The organism is Anaerobacillus alkalidiazotrophicus, assembly GCF_001866055.1.
The window spans coordinates 236091-253710 of sequence record NZ_MLQS01000017.1; the positions used below are offsets into that span (position 1 = coordinate 236091).

18 protein-coding genes are annotated in these 17620 nt (G+C 33.8%); 12 read left to right on the forward strand and 6 right to left on the reverse strand.

Features of this window, described 5'->3' with window-relative positions; all coding sequences use genetic code 11:
* Positions 1 to 94: 94 nt before the first annotated feature.
* Positions 95 to 880: a phosphotransferase family protein gene (locus BKP45_RS11470; RefSeq protein WP_071390150.1), complete on the forward strand. Its 786-nt coding sequence runs from the start codon at positions 95 to 97 to the stop codon at positions 878 to 880.
* A 161-nt stretch (positions 881 to 1041) separates the two neighbouring features.
* On the opposite strand, the gene BKP45_RS11475 is transcribed toward BKP45_RS11470, so the two are convergent.
* Both BKP45_RS11475 and BKP45_RS11480 read right to left on the reverse strand, forming a co-directional pair.
* Positions 1042 to 1305 carry a YtzH-like family protein gene (locus tag BKP45_RS11475; protein WP_071389817.1) on the reverse strand — a complete coding sequence of 88 codons (264 nt, stop codon included), beginning with the start codon at positions 1303 to 1305 and terminating at the stop codon, positions 1042 to 1044.
* A gap of 75 nt (positions 1306 to 1380) precedes the next feature.
* Positions 1381 to 2187 carry a hypothetical protein gene (locus tag BKP45_RS11480; RefSeq protein ID WP_071389818.1) on the reverse strand — a complete coding sequence of 269 codons (807 nt, stop codon included), beginning with the start codon at positions 2185 to 2187 and terminating at the stop codon, positions 1381 to 1383.
* Positions 2188 to 2362: 175 nt separating this feature from the next.
* Between BKP45_RS11480 and BKP45_RS11485 the strand changes: the two genes are divergently transcribed.
* From BKP45_RS11485 to BKP45_RS11495, 3 genes are all read left to right on the forward strand, one after another.
* The gene (locus tag BKP45_RS11485) at positions 2363 to 2713 is read left to right on the forward strand and encodes a hypothetical protein (RefSeq protein ID WP_071389819.1); all 351 of its coding nucleotides are present in this window, start codon (positions 2363 to 2365) and stop codon (positions 2711 to 2713) included.
* 77 nt (positions 2714 to 2790) lie between these two features.
* Positions 2791 to 3429: a tRNA (guanosine(46)-N7)-methyltransferase TrmB gene (gene trmB, locus BKP45_RS11490; RefSeq protein ID WP_071389820.1), complete on the forward strand. Its 639-nt coding sequence runs from the start codon at positions 2791 to 2793 to the stop codon at positions 3427 to 3429.
* A gap of 166 nt (positions 3430 to 3595) precedes the next feature.
* Positions 3596 to 4459, forward strand: a complete 864-nt coding sequence (locus BKP45_RS11495) for a YtnP family quorum-quenching lactonase (protein ID WP_071389821.1) — start codon at positions 3596 to 3598, stop codon at positions 4457 to 4459.
* A gap of 282 nt (positions 4460 to 4741) precedes the next feature.
* On the opposite strand, the gene BKP45_RS11500 is transcribed toward BKP45_RS11495, so the two are convergent.
* Positions 4742 to 5062 carry a PepSY domain-containing protein gene (locus BKP45_RS11500; protein ID WP_071389822.1) on the reverse strand — a complete coding sequence of 107 codons (321 nt, stop codon included), beginning with the start codon at positions 5060 to 5062 and terminating at the stop codon, positions 4742 to 4744.
* Positions 5063 to 5361: 299 nt separating this feature from the next.
* On the opposite strand from BKP45_RS11500, the gene BKP45_RS11505 reads away from it, so the two are divergent.
* A complete protein-coding gene (locus tag BKP45_RS11505) occupies positions 5362 to 6435 on the forward strand; it encodes a M42 family metallopeptidase (RefSeq protein WP_071389823.1) in 1074 nt (357 codons plus the stop codon).
* A gap of 440 nt (positions 6436 to 6875) precedes the next feature.
* The gene (locus BKP45_RS11510) at positions 6876 to 8087 is read left to right on the forward strand and encodes a methyl-accepting chemotaxis protein (RefSeq protein ID WP_071389824.1); all 1212 of its coding nucleotides are present in this window, start codon (positions 6876 to 6878) and stop codon (positions 8085 to 8087) included.
* A 132-nt stretch (positions 8088 to 8219) separates the two neighbouring features.
* On the opposite strand, the gene phnC is transcribed toward BKP45_RS11510, so the two are convergent.
* The 3 genes from phnC to phnD form a co-directional block, all read right to left on the reverse strand.
* Positions 8220 to 8954, reverse strand: coding sequence for a phosphonate ABC transporter ATP-binding protein (gene phnC, locus BKP45_RS11515; RefSeq protein WP_071389825.1), 735 nt, complete (start codon positions 8952 to 8954; stop codon positions 8220 to 8222).
* 10 nt (positions 8955 to 8964) lie between these two features.
* Positions 8965 to 9726: a phosphonate ABC transporter, permease protein PhnE gene (phnE, locus tag BKP45_RS11520; protein ID WP_071389826.1), complete on the reverse strand. Its 762-nt coding sequence runs from the start codon at positions 9724 to 9726 to the stop codon at positions 8965 to 8967.
* A gap of 169 nt (positions 9727 to 9895) precedes the next feature.
* On the reverse strand, positions 9896 to 10819 hold the full coding sequence (phnD, locus tag BKP45_RS11525) for a phosphate/phosphite/phosphonate ABC transporter substrate-binding protein (protein ID WP_071389827.1): 924 nt from the start codon (positions 10817 to 10819) through the stop codon (positions 9896 to 9898).
* Positions 10820 to 11114: 295 nt separating this feature from the next.
* Between phnD and BKP45_RS11530 the strand changes: the two genes are divergently transcribed.
* The 6 genes from BKP45_RS11530 (at position 11115) to BKP45_RS11555 (ending at position 17584) form a co-directional block, all read left to right on the forward strand.
* Positions 11115 to 11618, forward strand: coding sequence for a hypothetical protein (locus BKP45_RS11530; RefSeq protein ID WP_071389828.1), 504 nt, complete (start codon positions 11115 to 11117; stop codon positions 11616 to 11618).
* Between the two features lie 222 nt (positions 11619 to 11840).
* Complete coding sequence (locus BKP45_RS11535) at positions 11841 to 12854, forward strand: PTS transporter subunit IIC (protein WP_071389829.1); 1014 nt, start codon at positions 11841 to 11843, stop codon at positions 12852 to 12854.
* A 66-nt stretch (positions 12855 to 12920) separates the two neighbouring features.
* On the forward strand, positions 12921 to 13250 hold the full coding sequence (locus BKP45_RS11540) for a thioredoxin family protein (RefSeq protein ID WP_071389830.1): 330 nt from the start codon (positions 12921 to 12923) through the stop codon (positions 13248 to 13250).
* Between the two features lie 138 nt (positions 13251 to 13388).
* Positions 13389 to 14186, forward strand: coding sequence for a DUF1444 family protein (locus BKP45_RS11545; RefSeq protein ID WP_071389831.1), 798 nt, complete (start codon positions 13389 to 13391; stop codon positions 14184 to 14186).
* Between the two features lie 277 nt (positions 14187 to 14463).
* Positions 14464 to 16953, forward strand: coding sequence for a DNA translocase FtsK (locus BKP45_RS23320; RefSeq protein WP_071389832.1), 2490 nt, complete (start codon positions 14464 to 14466; stop codon positions 16951 to 16953).
* Positions 16954 to 17392: 439 nt separating this feature from the next.
* On the forward strand, positions 17393 to 17584 hold the full coding sequence (locus tag BKP45_RS11555) for a hypothetical protein (RefSeq protein WP_071310129.1): 192 nt from the start codon (positions 17393 to 17395) through the stop codon (positions 17582 to 17584).
* Positions 17585 to 17620 lie beyond the last annotated feature (36 nt).

A 17620-nucleotide genomic window follows, 5' to 3' on the forward strand; every position in this document is an offset into this window, starting at 1 on the left:
CTCGTGACCAAGGCGCTTACGCTTTTCTTGTGAAAATTATTATTAAAGTTTAAAAATATATCCCGTTAGAATTAGGAAGTTGAGGGTGAATTTGTTGGAACATTTATTAGGAAAAGGGTGGGAGGTGACTCCTGCTGGTGGAGCAACAGGAGAAGCATATTATGCCCGGTTTGGGGAAGAGAAGCTTTTTTTAAAGCGGAATTCGTCACCTTTTCTAGCTGTTTTATCAGCTGAAGGAATTGTTCCAAAATTACTTTGGACAAGGCGTTTAGAAAATGGCGATGTCATCACTGCTCAACGATGGGTAAATGGGAGAGAATTAAAATCTTATGAAATGAAAGAGGAGATAGTAGCTCAACTTCTTAGTAAGATCCATCGTTCTAAAGAACTCCTAGAAATGTTTAAACGAATTGGTAATAAGCCACTTACACCTCAGTCAATTGTCGAAGAAATAGATGGGAAAATTAAGAATAGTGGCTTGAATTTACAGAGTATTAATGACGCTCTAAATTATTTGAATAAACGTGTGCAAAGTGTAGAACATAGTGAGTACGTTGTTTGTCATTGTGATATTAATCATAATAACTGGGTTTTAAGTGAAGAAGGAGATTTGTTTCTGATTGATTGGGATGGAGCTATTGTTGCAGACCCAGCACTGGATTTAGGATTACTCCTTTATTTATATATACCTACAAAGGATTGGGAGAGTTGGCTAGAAAATTATGGAGTAGAGTTAGATGAGGGATTATATAATCGCATGCACTGGTATGTTGTTTCTCAGACTATATACGCTATTATCTGGCATAACCAACGTAAGGAATATACCGATATGAATTACTGGGTAAATTATCTTACAAAGCTTTTAGCTGCTGATATTTAATCTAGTTAACATAGATTGTAAAGATAATAAAAGGACATGAGTGTTTAAGTGACTTATGTTCTTTTTTTATAAGCAAAACATCAAAAGCCCCGCTTTTGATGTTTTGCTTTATTATTTATTTTGTTGCATTAGAACCTAGAATAAATAGTACATAAACTTTCTTATTCGTGAGGGTAAGGTATTGTGCTCTCGTTTATGGATTGAATCCACTGATCGATTTGTTGTGAATTATTACAGTCTCGAGTCGAGCAATAGTTTGTAATATTTGTTAAAGTTTGTTGCATCGTTTCGTTTAATTGTTCTTGGCCTTGAAGTGATTGTGCTAATCGCTGAATTTGATTGAATTCGTCTTCTGTTCCATATTGCTGAGCTTGTTGATTTTTCAAAATGTCAGTTAATAGAGTTAATTGGTCTTGATAGTTCATATAATAACACATCCTTTATGTATGCTTTTCAAAATTAGGATGTGCTATATATGTAACATTTATCCCTATTAATTGTTATACCCTTAGCTGTACATGAAATTCTTCAACATCGTTAAGCGTTATTTTTTTTACATATTTTTTATAGTTTAAATATTGAAATACCTTATCTATAGCACGTTCGCGCCCCCTTGCTGTTGATAAATTCACTTTCTTTATCACACTTAATAGCTTTTCAGCTTCAATAAAAAGTCTTTGGTAGTTTGGTTGTAAACGTACTTTGTATTGTTGATAAAGTGATCGGTCTGAGTAATGTAAGTAAATTAGCTTTGTTAATAAAAACACACCATGTTCATTTTCAAAAGGTGATATATTTCTAAGTTCTGTAAAATGTATTGCATTTGCCAAAATATCTTCAGCAAGTGATGCCTCCCTTTCGTGAATGCGATACCCTTCCTTTTTTAATCTTTTTGTGATATGTATTTCCTCAACAGTTTGTTGGAAATCATCAATGAAAATTTTAATAGGATCAGGAGTCGACTCATCATATAAAAAACGAAAAAATTCGTTTCTATCCATAAGAACTATTTTTTCTAATTCTTGTGCAATAGCAATATCGATTAGTTCACTTGTGTATTCATCAAGGTCTTTTGTTCCAATTACAATAATCGATTTTTTATTATCGAATAAAGTAGTGGTAACTTCTCCGTATGTAAAAGAGATAGGATGTTGTGTACCGTGGATAACGATAACATTCGTTTTATTAACAGCAAGTAAGTATTTTCCATATGTTTTTTCTGAAACAAAAAGTTCGTCTGTTTCTCCATTACTTGAAGTATAGTAAGGAATGGTAAAACTAAAAACTGGTTCCGGTTGATTAATCATCTAATCACTCCTTTATTTTCATATTTCTTAACATCTTACCCTATTTTATACTATTCAACTTTAGAAAAAGGAGAAATTAATATATTTATGCAAGTTTTTTGATCAATGATGTGTTAAAGATATAGAACTTTTATGGTAAACTACCAAAGGAACTAGCTAAAAGGAGAGAGTACGAGTGATTTTTTCTGAAGAATTATTGGATTTTATTTATATAGAAACGACATCAATCTTAAAAGGAATTAAATCAAACAAGGGTGATCTCATAGAAGAGGTAAAAATGTTTGAATTATCAATGAGTCAGATAAAAAATCACCCTTGGCATAATTTAACGGTAAAAAAGGCTGAGCATGATACAAGTAGCCCTTTATATCATAACATCCAATCAACTTATGTTGGGAATGATCCTGAGGAAGACTATAAAGAAGTACTTATATGGAAAGTAGCAGATATGCTGTATGTTACAGCGGCAGTAGATCATCATCCTGAATACTTACTAAAATGGGATGTTGTTGTATTTAATGGATAGGAAAGTGGACTTGCACAATAGAATTTTTGTGTGGTTCTTATAGTAGAGAATAATTATTTTGAGTGAGGATGAAGAAAATGAGATTAAGAAATAAACCTGGTGCATCTGAGGCTTTATTGAAACAACCGACAATTGTTATACAAAATCCGTTAAATAATAAAGGGAAATGGCGTGAAATATTTGGTAATGATAATCCGATTCACGTCGAAGTAGGTACAGGTAAGGGACAATTTCTGACAGGCATGTCACAGCTACACCCTGACATAAACTACATTGGGGTAGAGAAATATGATAGTGTCATTATTACAGCATTAGAACGTATCCAACAAGCTGATTTAACGAATTTTAAATTGTTAAATGAAGATGTAGTAAATTTAATAAATTATTTTGCGGAAGGCGAGATTGACAGAGTGTATATCAATTTTACTGATCCTTGGCCAAAAAATCGTCATGAAAAACGCAGATTGACGTATGAAAGCTTCTTAAAAATGTATGAACAAGTGCTGAAAAAGAATGGTGAAATTCACTTTAAAACTGATAATCAAGGATTATTTGAATACTCGCTTCACAGTTTTTCGAAGTATGGGCTGATCTTAAATAATGTTAGCTTAGATCTTCATAATAGTAACATTGAAGGAAATGTAATGACAGAGTATGAAGAAAAGTTTTCTCAAAAAGGTATGAGAATATATCGCTGCGAAGCCCAGTTCCGGTAAAGCTGAACTTCAATCAGCGAGGGGTTCCTTCATCCCCCACTGATTGTTAGTTCAACTTATACCTCAGGCATAAGAATAATAATTATCAGCTTTCGTCGACGAAAGTTATTCTATATCGGACCTTAAGAGTGGGATAAAAGAATATTTGCAAGGGAGAACGAAAGTAGTGGAACAAATAACTGTAGGTGATTTAACCTTAACATGGCTTAATGGCGGAGTAATTCATATGGATGGTGGAGCAGTCTTTGGTGTAGTCCCGAAGCCGTTATGGTCAAAAAAGTATCTATGTAATGAAAAGAACCAAATAGAATTATGTACAGATCCTATCTTAATACAAGTCGAAGGAAAAAACATTCTCCTTGAAACAGGTATAGGAAATAATAAATTTTCAGATAAGCAAATAAGGAATTATGGGATAACATCAGAGTCAAAACTTTCTTCAGATTTAAATCGACTAGGACTTTCAACGAGTGACATTGACTATGTATTAATGACTCATATGCATTTTGATCATGCTTGTGGCATCGCAAAATGGGAAGGGGATAACCTCGTACCTACTTTTGAACATGCAACGATAATAGTAAATGAAATAGAATGGGAAGAACTAAAAAAACCTAATTTTCGCTCCCGTAATACTTATTGGGAAGAAAACTGGAGTCCAATCTTGGATAAGGTCCAAACATTTAATGGGATGCTTGAAGTATTTCCAGGTATTGAAATTCATCACACAGGTGGTCATAGTGATGGACATAGTATTGTTTTAATAAAACGGAATGGTGAATGTTTTATTCATATGGCTGACTTAATGCCTACTCACGCACATTCAAATCCTCTATGGGTTTCTGCTTATGACGATTACCCAATGATTTCAATTGCCGAAAAGCAAAAGTGGCTAGAAAAGGGATTAGATGAAGGTTCTTGGTTTATTTTTTATCACGATAATAAATATCGTGCGTTAAAGTGGAACAAAGAAGGGGAAATTATTTCAGAAGTTTTGAGAAATCAAAGTATTAAAATAAAAGAAACCTAATAAATACCCGTCCTTTTCGGTATGGTATCAGTTACTCCATGACAATATTTTAACAAACTCAAAAATCTAAACTTTATCCCACTCTTAAGGGGCAAGTAAGACCCCCACCTCAAAGCTTAAGAAAATCGAGAAGTTTAGGTGGGGGATAAACTGCCCCTAAAGGTCCGATAAGTTGAACTAACAATCAGTGGGGGATGAAGGAAAACCCCCACTGATTGAAGTTCAGCTTTATTCTTTAGCAATCAGTGGGGTACGAAGAACCTCACTGATTGCAGTTGAGCTTTATGTATCCTGATCTTGTGATGATAATTCTAAAACTGTTCCAGTCTTGGCATCGACGATGAACTCAAATTGATGAAAGTCTCCTTCAATTGAACATGAAACTCCTCCTCGATAAACAGTGTAATTTAATAATTTTTTTTCGAAATCTTCAGGAATCATATGGATCCATGACCCTTCTACTACCCCTTGTTCACCGACTTTCCCTTTCACAATTCGTAATGCCTTTTCAGGTGAGATATACTCCTGGATCAGTTGATCTTTTAAAACCGATCCTACAACGAATCCGATTCCAAGGCCAATTAAAAATCGTTTTATGCTCACTTTTAGCACCTCTTTCTTTAAATTGCATCATATTTTTAATTTTTTTTTTTGAAAACACTCAAATAATAAAAAATAGATAGATATTGATCTTGGGTAAAATCATCTTTCAGTGCTGTACACTCAAATGTGGTCAATATAATACGTCAATATCTATTATAGTATACCTAAAATATCCATTTTATAAAAATGGATATTAATAATATGCTTTTAACAAAATGAAGGTATCGGTGGAAAGTCAAATTTATTTTCGTTAAAATAGACAATGTAGATAATATTACGGTATCCGAAAGGAGTATACGATGAATCAGGAGACATTACAATTATTTAAGACATTAACAGAGCTTCAAGGTGCACCAGGGTTTGAGCATCAAGTACGGAAATTTGTTCGTGTTGAACTGGAGAAATATACAAATGAAATTATTCAAGATCGTCTAGGTAGTATTTTTGGTGTGAAACGTGGTGATGAAAAGGGTCCGAAAGTAATGGTTGCAGGCCATATGGATGAGGTTGGTTTTATGGTCACTTCTATATCAGAGAAAGGACTTATTCGTTTCCAAACATTAGGCGGATGGTGGAGTCAAGTGTTACTTGCACAACGTGTTCAGATTATTACTGATAATGGACCTGTAATAGGTGTTATCGGATCCATTCCACCACATTTATTAGATGAAGCAAAACGCAACAAGCCTATGGAAATTAAAAATATGTATATAGACATCGGTGCAGATGATAAGGTAGACGCACAGAATATTGGAGTGAAACCTGGCCAACAAATTGTACCAATATGTCCATTCACACCGATGGCTAATAATAAGAAAATTTTAGCTAAGGCTTGGGATAATCGTTATGGTTGTGGACTTGCAATTGAGTTACTTAAAGAGTTAAAAGATGAAACAACTCCAAATGTTTTATATTCAGGTGCTACTGTACAAGAGGAGGTTGGTTTAAGAGGAGCTCAAACTGCAGCAAACTTGATTAAACCTGATATTTTTTATGCATTAGATGCAAGCCCTGCTAATGATGCTTCAGGAGAAAAGGATACATTTGGACATTTAGGTAAGGGTGCACTATTACGGATTTTTGATCGTTCAATGATTACACACCGTGGAATGCGTGAATTTCTATTAGATATTGCTGAAACAAATAATATCCCTTATCAATATTTTATTTCCCCTGGTGGAACAGACGCAGGAAAGGTTCACCTATCAGGAAGTGGTGTTCCATCAGCAGTAATCGGTATTTGTTCACGATACATTCATACATCAAGTTCAATTATTCATGTGGATGATTATGCAGCGGCAAAAGAGTTTATTATTAAACTTGTTAAGAATACTGACAAAACAGCTGTTGAAACAATTCGAAATAACAGTTAATATAGTTATATAGGTGATTGATCATCTAGCACAATTAATCTAATTGTAAATTGCGGTAAAACAGACTCGGACGCCAGCCGAGTCTGTTTTGTATGAAACTCTAAACAATAAAGAAAGTGAAATTATATTGAAATGAAACGGTAAGTATGCTAACTTTATATGAAAAGGGTTACTTGTATCAGTAGTTGAAAGTATATTTTTACGTGTTACTGATTTGATCAGGCATGAGTAAACAAATTTAAGAGTTATTAAAACCTTAACTTTATTTATTCATGCCTTTTGCTGTTTTCTTGTCTTACCAAATAAACACTCAAGAAAGTAGTTAACACTAAGATTGTCTAAAAAGTCAGTCACACATAGGTATGGATGGATTTAATCTAAAAGTCTAATAGAAGTTTTATAGGCAGTTTATTACATTACTAAAGAATTGAGGAGAGCATATGAAAAAAATTAAAAAAAGTATGAGTAAATTTTTTATTAGTGTAGAAAAAATTATTACATCAGTTGTTCTAGGCGTTCTTATTTCCCTTATTTTTCTCTTGATCAGTAATAATGAAATTATGTCATTAAATTCATTACTATTAATGGTAATGATAAGTGGAGCGTTTTATGGATTTAGATTTATTATTGGTGTTAAACAAATAAGAAGCATTAGGGATATGGAACACCAATTAAATGAAATCTTAGAAGATCCAAACACGGCACCTACGAATTTTCAAAATCTAGCATACTTAATGAAGGATGTAGTTGATGCTAATAACTCTCGTATTGAAGAATTAGAAGAAAAAGAGGCACGCTTAATAACTTTATTTAATAAAATTGAAAGTAAACTAGTAAACCAAGAAGAACAATATAACGAATTTAACTCAATATTATTTGAGCTATCAGGGGGCTTAGATACACAAGTGAAGTCTGCGAGAGATACCTCTCTAGCGATGGAAGAAATCGCTACAGGGGTAAATCAAATAGCTGAAACAAGTGGGATTGCAAATTCATCTAGCATCGTTGCTTCTCAAACTGCACAGGATGGAAAAAGACAAGTAACATCGGTAATAAATCAAATGAATAAAATTGATAGTTCTTTTTCAACATTGGCAGATACAGTTAAAGAATTTGAAGTAAGTACAAAAGAAATTGGAGCAATTATTGAAGAAATAAGTAATATAGCTAATCAGACTAACCTTTTGTCATTGAATGCAAGTATTGAAGCAGCAAGAGCAGGAAATGAAGGAAAAGGATTTGCGGTTGTAGCAAATGAAGTAGGTAAACTTTCTAAGCAATCTAACCAATTCGCAGAAAGAATCTCAGAATTGATAAAAAGTATTCAAGTTCAAGCAGATCGTGCTAGTGAAGCAATGGACATTTCGAAAGGTGACGTAGTATCTGGGTTACACATTGTAGAGAATTTATCCTCATCATTCGAATCAATTAATAAAGCTACCGAAACAATTAATGAACAAATTCATGAAATATCTGCTATTAGCCAACAGATGGCTGCAGGAACTGAAGAAGTGGCTGCTAGTTCTGAAGAGATTACTAAAATATCTAGAAAATCAAGTGAGAACTTTAATGTAATTATTCCAATTTTTATTGAACAGTTCGATGTAACGAATACAATTTCAGACATCATTACACAAACTAATAATAAATAGCCTGTCAATTTTTAGATGGAACCTCATAGTTGAAATCGTGGAGGTATACCATTCGTTAGTTATATAAAAGCAAGCATGGGTAACTAAATGCCATGCTTGCTTTTCCTTTTATATTATAAAATAATTTCTATTCTAAAGATAAACTTCATTATAGGTTTCATCAGTGAAATACTCTGGAGTATCATCAAATATGACTTTCCCTTCTCTTAAAGCAATAATTCTTGTTGCAAATTTTTTTGCTAAAATTACATCGTGAACATTTATTATCGTTAATAGATTATATTCATTATGCATTGTTTGTAATAACGAAAAAATTCGGTTAGCAGTTCCAGGATCTAAGCTAGCTACTGGTTCATCTCCTAGAAATACTTTTGGATTTTGTAGCAATGCCCTAGCGATGGCCACACGTTGTTTTTGACCACCGCTTAATTCTTCAATACGCTTATCTTTATGAGGAGTTAAATCGACACTCTCAATCATCTTATTAGCTAATTGTTTTTCTTCTTTTGAGAATAATCCTAGTAAGTTTTTCAAAGGTGTTCGACTACCGAACATTCCTGTTAAGACATTTTGATATACTGTTAATCTTGGAATGAGATTAAAATGCTGAAATATCATTCCCATTTCAACACGTACCCTACGTAATTCAGTTTCTTTTAAAGAAAAGATATTCTGATGATTTAAAATGACAGATCCTGATGTTGGGCGTTGTAGGCCGTTTAAACATCGAATAAAGGTTGATTTACCCGCACCACTTTTTCCTAGGATACATATAAATTCTCCTCTATTAAATGAGAGACTAATGTTAGATAAGGCTTTTTCTTTTACCTTCGGATATTTTACATGTAAATTATTTAATTGAAGCATACACATCACCTTATATAACCCTTTCTCTAATTTTTCCGCCTATAAAATCAACTACAATAACTAATATCATAATGACCAATATGTCAGTTGCTACAGATTTATATTGGAACGTTTGGAAATGATTAAACAATTGTTGTCCAATCCCGCCAGCGCCGATAAACCCTAAGATTAGTGAAGTACGTATGGCCACTTCAAATCGGTAAAAAAAATGGCTGAGTACATTTGGCCATATTTGCGGTAATATTGAGAATAAAACTGCAACCCACCTTGTAGCCCCTACAGATTTCATTGCCTCTTGAGGGCCTGTTTCTGCAGATTCAATTAATTCAGAAATTAACTTTCCTAATACGCCGATGTTGTGGAGCATAATTGCTAAAACAGCTGGAAATGGTCCTAGTCCAAGAGAGACGACAAATATAAGGCCAAAAACAATTTCAGGTATTGAACGTAAACCACTAAGCATTGAACGATTAAAGGTATACAGAGCTGCATGTCGACTAGTATTTCTAGCTGACATAAAACTAAGAGGAATCGCTATTAATAGAGCAATGAAAGTACCTAAGAACGCCATTGCTAACGTAACGATTGAAGCGTCAATTAATCGTGGCATAATGGACCAATTTAGAGGGAAAAACTGATCTTTAATGAAGTGAAACATAGTAGGTATATTTTTAAATTTTTCAAACTGAAACTCGGTCAGATCAATACTAATCCAGACAAAGAACAATAACAATAAACCTATAATAATAAATTTTGGGTTAAACCAAACCATTTTAATCTCCTTTTTGATAGCAGTATATGATGAAAGAGGGATGCAATAATGCACCCCAAAAATCTGTATTTATCCCACTCTTAAGGGGCAAGTAAGACCCCCACTGATTGAAGTTCAGCTTTATTATACTCCTAAGTGGCATGTAAGCACCAAAAAAGAGAAAACCTTCTTAATCAAGCGGAGCGTCCATACGTCCATCAATGATTGCAGCTTCTCGAAGTGAGGCATAATCCTCATTAGTTGCTGTAGTAAATGCAGATGCACCAAATGGGTTTAATATTTCCTCATCAGTAATCCCGATAAAAGCTTGTTGAAGCTGTTGTTTCAAGGAGTCATCCATATTTGGGTGAACAGCCCACGGATACTGGAAAAGAGGCTCTGATTGCCAAATAATTTTATAATCATCAGCATCTAGATTACCGGAACGAATCATAGATTGAAAAAGCGCGCTATCGATAGCCCCAGCGTGAACATCCCCATTTAATATTACCTGAGCGGTAATGTCGTGTGAACCAGTATACCTTACAGTTTTGAAGTCATGGTCATCTTCAGTTCTAAAAACTCCACGTTCTTTTAAAGCTACACCAGGAATTAAAGAACCAGACGTCGATGACATACTTGCAAAAGCAAAATCAATATTTTCTTTATCTAAAAGAAGTTCATCTAAAGTATCCCATGATGAATCACTGCGAGTAATTATATATGAAAAATAGTAAGGTTCTCCATCAACTAATTGTGTAATAATCGCCTCTGCACCGCTTCTTTCATGTGCAATTACATAAGTAAGTGGGCCGAAATAGGCCATATCAATATGTTCATGAATTAATGCTTCTACTACCCCATTATAAGCAGGATAATGGTCAATCTTTACAGGCCGCTCGAGTTCTTGTTCTAATATCGCTTGTAATTTGACCATTGCTGTTTCCATTTCACCTTCAGATTGAGATGGTATTAAACCAATAACAAATTCTTCTTTTGTTTCATTTTCTTTGCTTGAATCAGTTCCTTCTCTGTTAACATTCTCATCATTTTGCCCACATCCTGTAATTACTAGAATAAAAGCAAAAAATAAAGTGAAAATAACTTGTTTCATCCTCTCAACACCCCTGTATAAAAATTAGTAATCAAACAGATAACAAATTATTATTAAGATACCATAATTAATAGTTTTCAGCAAATGAATACGTTCTTCAAAATAATAAAGAGAGCTTATAATATTATTAGTTGCTTGGAGAAAGAGACTTTTGTAGAATTTTGTCAAGGGTTGTCAACGCAGTGTTAAGTAAGTTATTATAATAATGACGGTTTCAAACATAAAATGATAGAAATCTAGTAGTTATTTTAGGTGATATTTCCGAGGGCTATAAAACAGCGGAGGAGGTGCTATTGTGAGGATTATATTAGCAAAAATCAGCATAGTGTTAATTTTTTTGTTTCTTACAGGATGTACAGTAACAAAAGAGCAAGCAGTAGAAACAGCTAAAAATTCTTTTGAATCAGGTGTTATTTCCGAACCTAGAGAACCCAATAATGAAACTGAGTTATTTAATTATTATCTACCACCAGGGTTAAACATTGAAGAAGAAGCGGGAAACAACCTTATTTTAAATAGAGGAGAACAGATATTTATCATTTTTTCAAATCCTGCCGAAGATTTTACTAGTCAAGTAAACTTTGAGCAAGATAAGATTGTTGAAGATAAAGCAATTTTAATAGAAACAATAGAAGTTGAAGGAACTTTTAATTATATTATTGTCGCACCATTTGACAATGATAAGTATAAAGTAATACTTGGAAGCGGTGGAGAAAAAGGCACTACTATTACTGAATTATCAAATATTAAGGATAGTGTTGAAACTTTAGTAGAGATCATTAGATCTGTTAGCTATTAAATATATGTACAATGACTTGAGGCAAGTGGATCACTTGTCTCTTTTTCGTGTTAGGAATGTATAAAAATTTAGCAAGCTGATCCTCTAAGTACTAAAAGAGCTATGTATAAGTCTAACACTATATATTAACTTTACATATATCTTGTCAACTGAATGGTAATTAAATATGATAGAAAAGGAAAGAATAAAAACAAATAAATATTATTAGGAAGGTGTTTTGGTTTGAGGAGTTTTTTACATAAAAAAGGTGTTGAATTATCGTTAAAGACATATTTTGTAACATCTCTTAGCTATATGGCTCTTGGTCTTTTTTCTTCACTTATTATTGGATTAATCATTCGTACTACAGGTCAGCAAATTCCTAAACTTGAGTTTTTGGTTCCGATGGGACAATTGGCCATGGATTTAATGGGTCCAGCTATCGGTGTTGCTGTTGCATATGGACTAAAAGCACCAAGACTGGTACTTTTTTCGGCCGTTATTACTGGAGCGGCAGGGTCTCTACTTGGTGGTGGTCCGGCAGGAAGTTTTATTGCAGCGCTGATTGCTACTGAGATAGGTAAATTAGTCTCTCAGGAAACACGTTTGGATATTATTGTTACTCCGTTTGTAACAATTGCTACTGGTTATACTGTTGCAACCACAATTGGACCGGTAATAGCTGGAGGGCTTGATTACTTTGGACAACTAATTATGTGGTCTGTAGACCGCCAGCCATTTGTAATGGGAATTTTAGTAGCACTTTTGATGGGACTTGCGTTAACAGCACCAATTTCTAGTGCAGCAATTGCTTTTATGCTAGGCCTTGAAGGTCTTGCTGCTGGTGCAGCAACCGTTGGGTGTGCAGCTCAGATGATTGGATTTGCGACAAGTAGTTATCGTGAGAATGGGTTTTCCGGATTTGTTGCTTTAGGAATTGGTACTTCTATGCTTCAAATTGGAAACATCGTGAAAAACCCATTAATACTAATACCGCCAACTGTTGCGGGTATTGTGTTAGCCCCTTTTGCTACTATTGTTTTTCAAATGGTTAATAATCCAGCTGGTGCTGGTATGGGAACGAGTGGATTAGTTGGACAAATAATGACTTTTACAGTAATGGGCTTTACATGGGAGGTTGCTATTGGAGTGCTGTTACTTCATTTTATAGGTCCTGCTGTGATAAGCTTAGTATTATCAGAATGGCTTCGGAAGCTCGGCTTGATAAAATTAGGAGATATGAAAATTGAACAATAAACCATACACTTTATTCAGTGTTTTAAATAAATGGTTATTTTAAATTGATGTTAGGAGAGGATAGATATGAAATCGTTGCTATCAAAAGAAATGTTTATTGATGAAATTAAGAACGGCCTTTCAGTTGTTGTGTTTTCGGCTGACTGGTGTCCAGATTGTAGAGTGATTGAACCTTTATTGCCTGAGGTAGAAAAAATATTCTCACAATTTACATTTTACTATGCTGATCGCGATAAATTAATAGATCTGTGTGGTGAAATGGATATTTTTGGTATACCGAGTTTTGTTGCTTTTCAGAATGGAAATGAGCTTGCTCGTTTTGTAAGTAAAGACCGAAAAACAAAAGAAGAAATCGAACAATTTTTACAAAAAGCTTTAGAAAAAGTTGATAAATAATGAATTGGGGTAGCTTTAAGTAGCTACCTCTTTTGCATGACTGTCCTATTTGCTAATATAGTTGAAATCAAAATCTTTGGTCGTGCGGTGTGATCATGGTAAAATTATTGAGATTAGATAAAAGGAGGCTTATTTGTTATGAAGCCATTAGAAATGAAACGAGAACTAGAAAAACGTTTACTCTCACAAAATAGACGAATATCATACGATAGAGATGAACAAAAGCTAAGGATAGAGGATAAAACAATTAATAAAGGAGTTACATTATCTATCTCAAAACTTATTGCTAAGTGGAAAGTGAAAAAGGAACAGGCAATTGAGGAAACTGTCCATTACGTTGAAGCAGCCTTACAAGCAATGACGACACCCATTGTAGTAAAAGGTAATGAAAAAAATATATTTCCTGTAATACGCTCAACCTCATTTCCGACACAATCTGGAGATGGAAAAGAGTTTTTATGGGAAGAACATACAGCCGAAACTAGAGTGTTTTATGCCATTGATCAGGGTTCAACATTTGCTTTATTAACTAATGAAATTTTGGAAAAAGAAAATGTAGACAAAGTAAGAATAAAGGAAATGGCATTATTTAATCTTCGTTCTCTACAGAATGAACCGACAATAGACGAAGTTGCGGGTAATACATTTTATTTTTTAAACAAAAATGACGGGTATGATGCAAGTAAGGTGTTAAATGACCAGCTATTAAAAAAATATTCAGAAATAGCTCGTGGTCAGTTAACTGTTTCTGTACCACATCAAGATGTTTTAATCATTGCTGATATTAGAAACGAAACAGGGTACGACATTTTGGCACAAATGGTTTTTCAATTTTTCACAAATGGAAGAACTCCAATTACAGCATTACCGTTTATTTATAAAGAAGGAGAGTTAGAACCTGTATTTATACTCGCTCACCGAAAACCAAAACAATAAAGAGGCTGTCTTTAGAATTGTCAGTTCATCTCAATGATATTAATAAATTGAGGTGGCTGATACTTCTACGATAGCCTCTTCTATTTTTATTTCAGTTATGATAAAATCACTCATTGCATGAACATTAAAATTAAATGTAAAATAGCTAGTTGTTTTTTGTCTATTTAGTTATGATTATACTAGAAAATATACGAATGATGTATGATTAGTAGATAGAAAACTTGTACTGATAATTATTGTAAGAATGGAAAATTGAGATTATAGAAAAGGTGATTTTATGTTTAAACGTGTAAAAATAGCTTATAAAAAAGTTCATTCCTTTTTATTTGGACAAGAGGAGGAGCATATACATACTCGAGAAGAAAGAAAAAAATATTACGGTCGAATAACAACAGATATCGATACAGATGCCCGTATGATACATCAATATCCGAAACAAGGGAAATTTCGCTTTCCAATAATTGAAGATGAGAAGAAATCAGCTAGAACTAAACCAAGTTTAGAAGGTGAAAAAGTACGACCTGTTCGGAAGATAACAGAAAAAAAAGTGGAACAAAGAGAAAATGTACTTACTCATAAAAAACAAAGTGAACAAAAGGATTTACCTGGTAAGGATGAAGAAAGAAAGAAATTTCAAGGAGTTAATTTTAAAGCACAAAATATCCCTTCTCCCGTTTATGCGTTTAATAAGCCACAGCCAAAAATAGAAAATAACTTTGAGGAAGAGGTAGCACCTACGCTAGAGTTAATTGAAAATCAAGCATTCTTACCGAATGAAAATGTTGGGGTCCCTATACTAATAAATAAAGATATCCCATCGGAGATAGAAACTACAAATATTAATAGAGAAATTGTTAGTAACGAATTACTTAATGTAAAGGAAGATGAACTGTTTCAAGAAGGTATTTATGCTGAATTTGAGATAGAAGAAAATGGCGAAAATAGAGCAGGCGATGAAGTGTGTCAAACTGAACCTCTCGAAAAGCAGCTAGCTTTTGATCAGGATGAGAAGATAGATGAGGGAAATGTTGAGTTAATTGGAAATGATCAGGATGCTATAACTTACAAAGGCGCTCATAAAGAAAAGATTGTTGAAGAGGAGATTATCCCTACTCTCAATATAGAAAATATTGAAACAGTAGCCCCTGTAGAGACATTTGATAAGAGTAAACGAAAAGATAGTGAACAAATACAAAAGAAAAATTGTGGCCTAACTGAACATTCTACCTCTATGATGAATACAAATATAAATAAGTCTAACAAAACAACGCAAGATGCGTCTTCAAAAAACATTGTTCCTTTCAATGTCTTGATGCTTAAGAAAGATAAGGTAGTTCAAAAAAAACTTGACCAGAATAACTATCAATTTCCTACACTACAACTTTTAAATATACCTGAAAAAAAATCAGGCGATAGTTACCAATGGTTAGAAGAAAAAAAACAATTACTAGCAGCCACACTTATAAATTTTAATGTTCAGGCGAAAGTTGTTGGTGTAACAAGAGGCCCTTCCGTTACGCGTTTTGAAATTCAGCCAGAAGCAGGTGTGAAAGTAAGTAAAGTGACAGGTTTAACAGATGACATTAAACTAAGTCTTGCTGCTAGAGATATTCGTATGGAAGCACCAATCCCTGGAAAAAACGCGATTGGAATTGAAGTTCCAAACGACGTTAGTTCCCCTGTTTTCATTCGGGAGATTTTGCGTAGTGGCGAATTTTTAAATAACCCTTCCCCCCTTACTGTTGCAATGGGTCTTGATATTGAAGGGAAACCAGTCGTCACAGACATTCAAAAAATGCCACATGGATTAATTGCTGGTTCGACGGGGTCGGGGAAAAGTGTATGCATAAATTCTATTTTAATTAGTATTATGTTTAAAGCGACACCTGATCAAGTAAAACTAATGCTTGTAGATCCGAAAATGGTTGAACTAGCACCATATAATAATATTCCTCACCTTGTAACGCCGGTTATTACCGATGCAAAACAAGCAACAACTGCTTTAAAATGGGCAGTTGAAGAAATGGAACGCCGTTATGAGTTGTTTGTTCAAAATGGTGTCCGTGACATTAAGAGATACAACGATGTAATGAAGAAGGATAATGATACTATACTAGCGATGCCTTACATTGTTATCGTAATTGATGAGTTGGCGGACTTAATGATGGTTTCTCCTCAAGATGTAGAAGAAGCGATTTGTCGAATAGCTCAAAAAGCAAGAGCTTGTGGTATTCATTTGCTATTGGCAACTCAACGTCCTTCAGTCGATGTTATTACCGGGTTAATTAAAGCCAATATACCTTCTCGTATTGCTTTTTCTGTATCATCACAAGCTGATTCAAGAACAATAATTGATTCGGGTGGGGCAGAAAGGTTATTAGGAAAAGGTGATATGCTTTTATTTGAAAATGGTGCATCAAAACCTATACGAGTACAAGGTAATTTTGTCTCAGATGAAGAAATAGATAGAGTAATATCTCTTGTGAAACAGCAAAGAAAGCCAAACTATTTATTCGATAAAGAACAACTTGTTAAAACGTACGAAGCGAATGACCAAGAAGACGAATTGTTTGTAGAAGCTTGTTATTATGTCATTGAACAAGGTGTGGCATCATCATCAAGCTTACAGCGACGTTTCAGAATTGGCTTCAATCGTGCAGCGCGCCTTATTGATATGATGGAATCTAGAGGGATCATCTCTGAAGCAATGGGTTCGAAACCTCGAAACGTCCTTATTTCCGAAGAGGAATTACATGATAGGATTTAAGAAGATAATGTGCAGAGTTTAACAATATTGTAAAATAAGATAAATAAAATTACGTAAATATAAGGTATTATATAAGTGAATTTCATAATTTCATTAATTGAGCGATAGAAAACTATATCTAGTTGGAAACGTACCGATCGAACTCTATATAGTTTCTCGATCTCCTGATATCAGTATTATGAAATTCATTAATATATAAAATAAGTGAAAAAACTAGAATCAAATTTAAGTTTTGTATAAAATTAGGGTTAATAAGAGAACATCTTCTGTTTAAATTTTTCTTGTTTTCTCTTAAAAGGTTTTATATGATTAATATGTTCTTGTTTTTGGAAAAAATTGAATAAGGGATGAAAGAAAGTGAGAAAAACATGGTTTTTACTTTAAGTTTTTCTGTAATATGACTCTAGCTATACCATACTTTCTATAAGGAGTGGTCACGATGCAAGAGATTCAATTATCAAGCTTAGTAAAATCAATTTCTCCTCAATGGCTTTCCTTATTGACGGAAGATGAATTAAGCATGCTTATCGTTCTAAAGCACGGATTTGCCAATTTGAATGAAGGCGATGTTAAAGAAATTATTGAAGCAGCAATACTTGAGCAACATAAAGGAATTGCATATCTTCACTAATCGTTAACCTTGCCCGTGACAGGATAAATTTGTCCA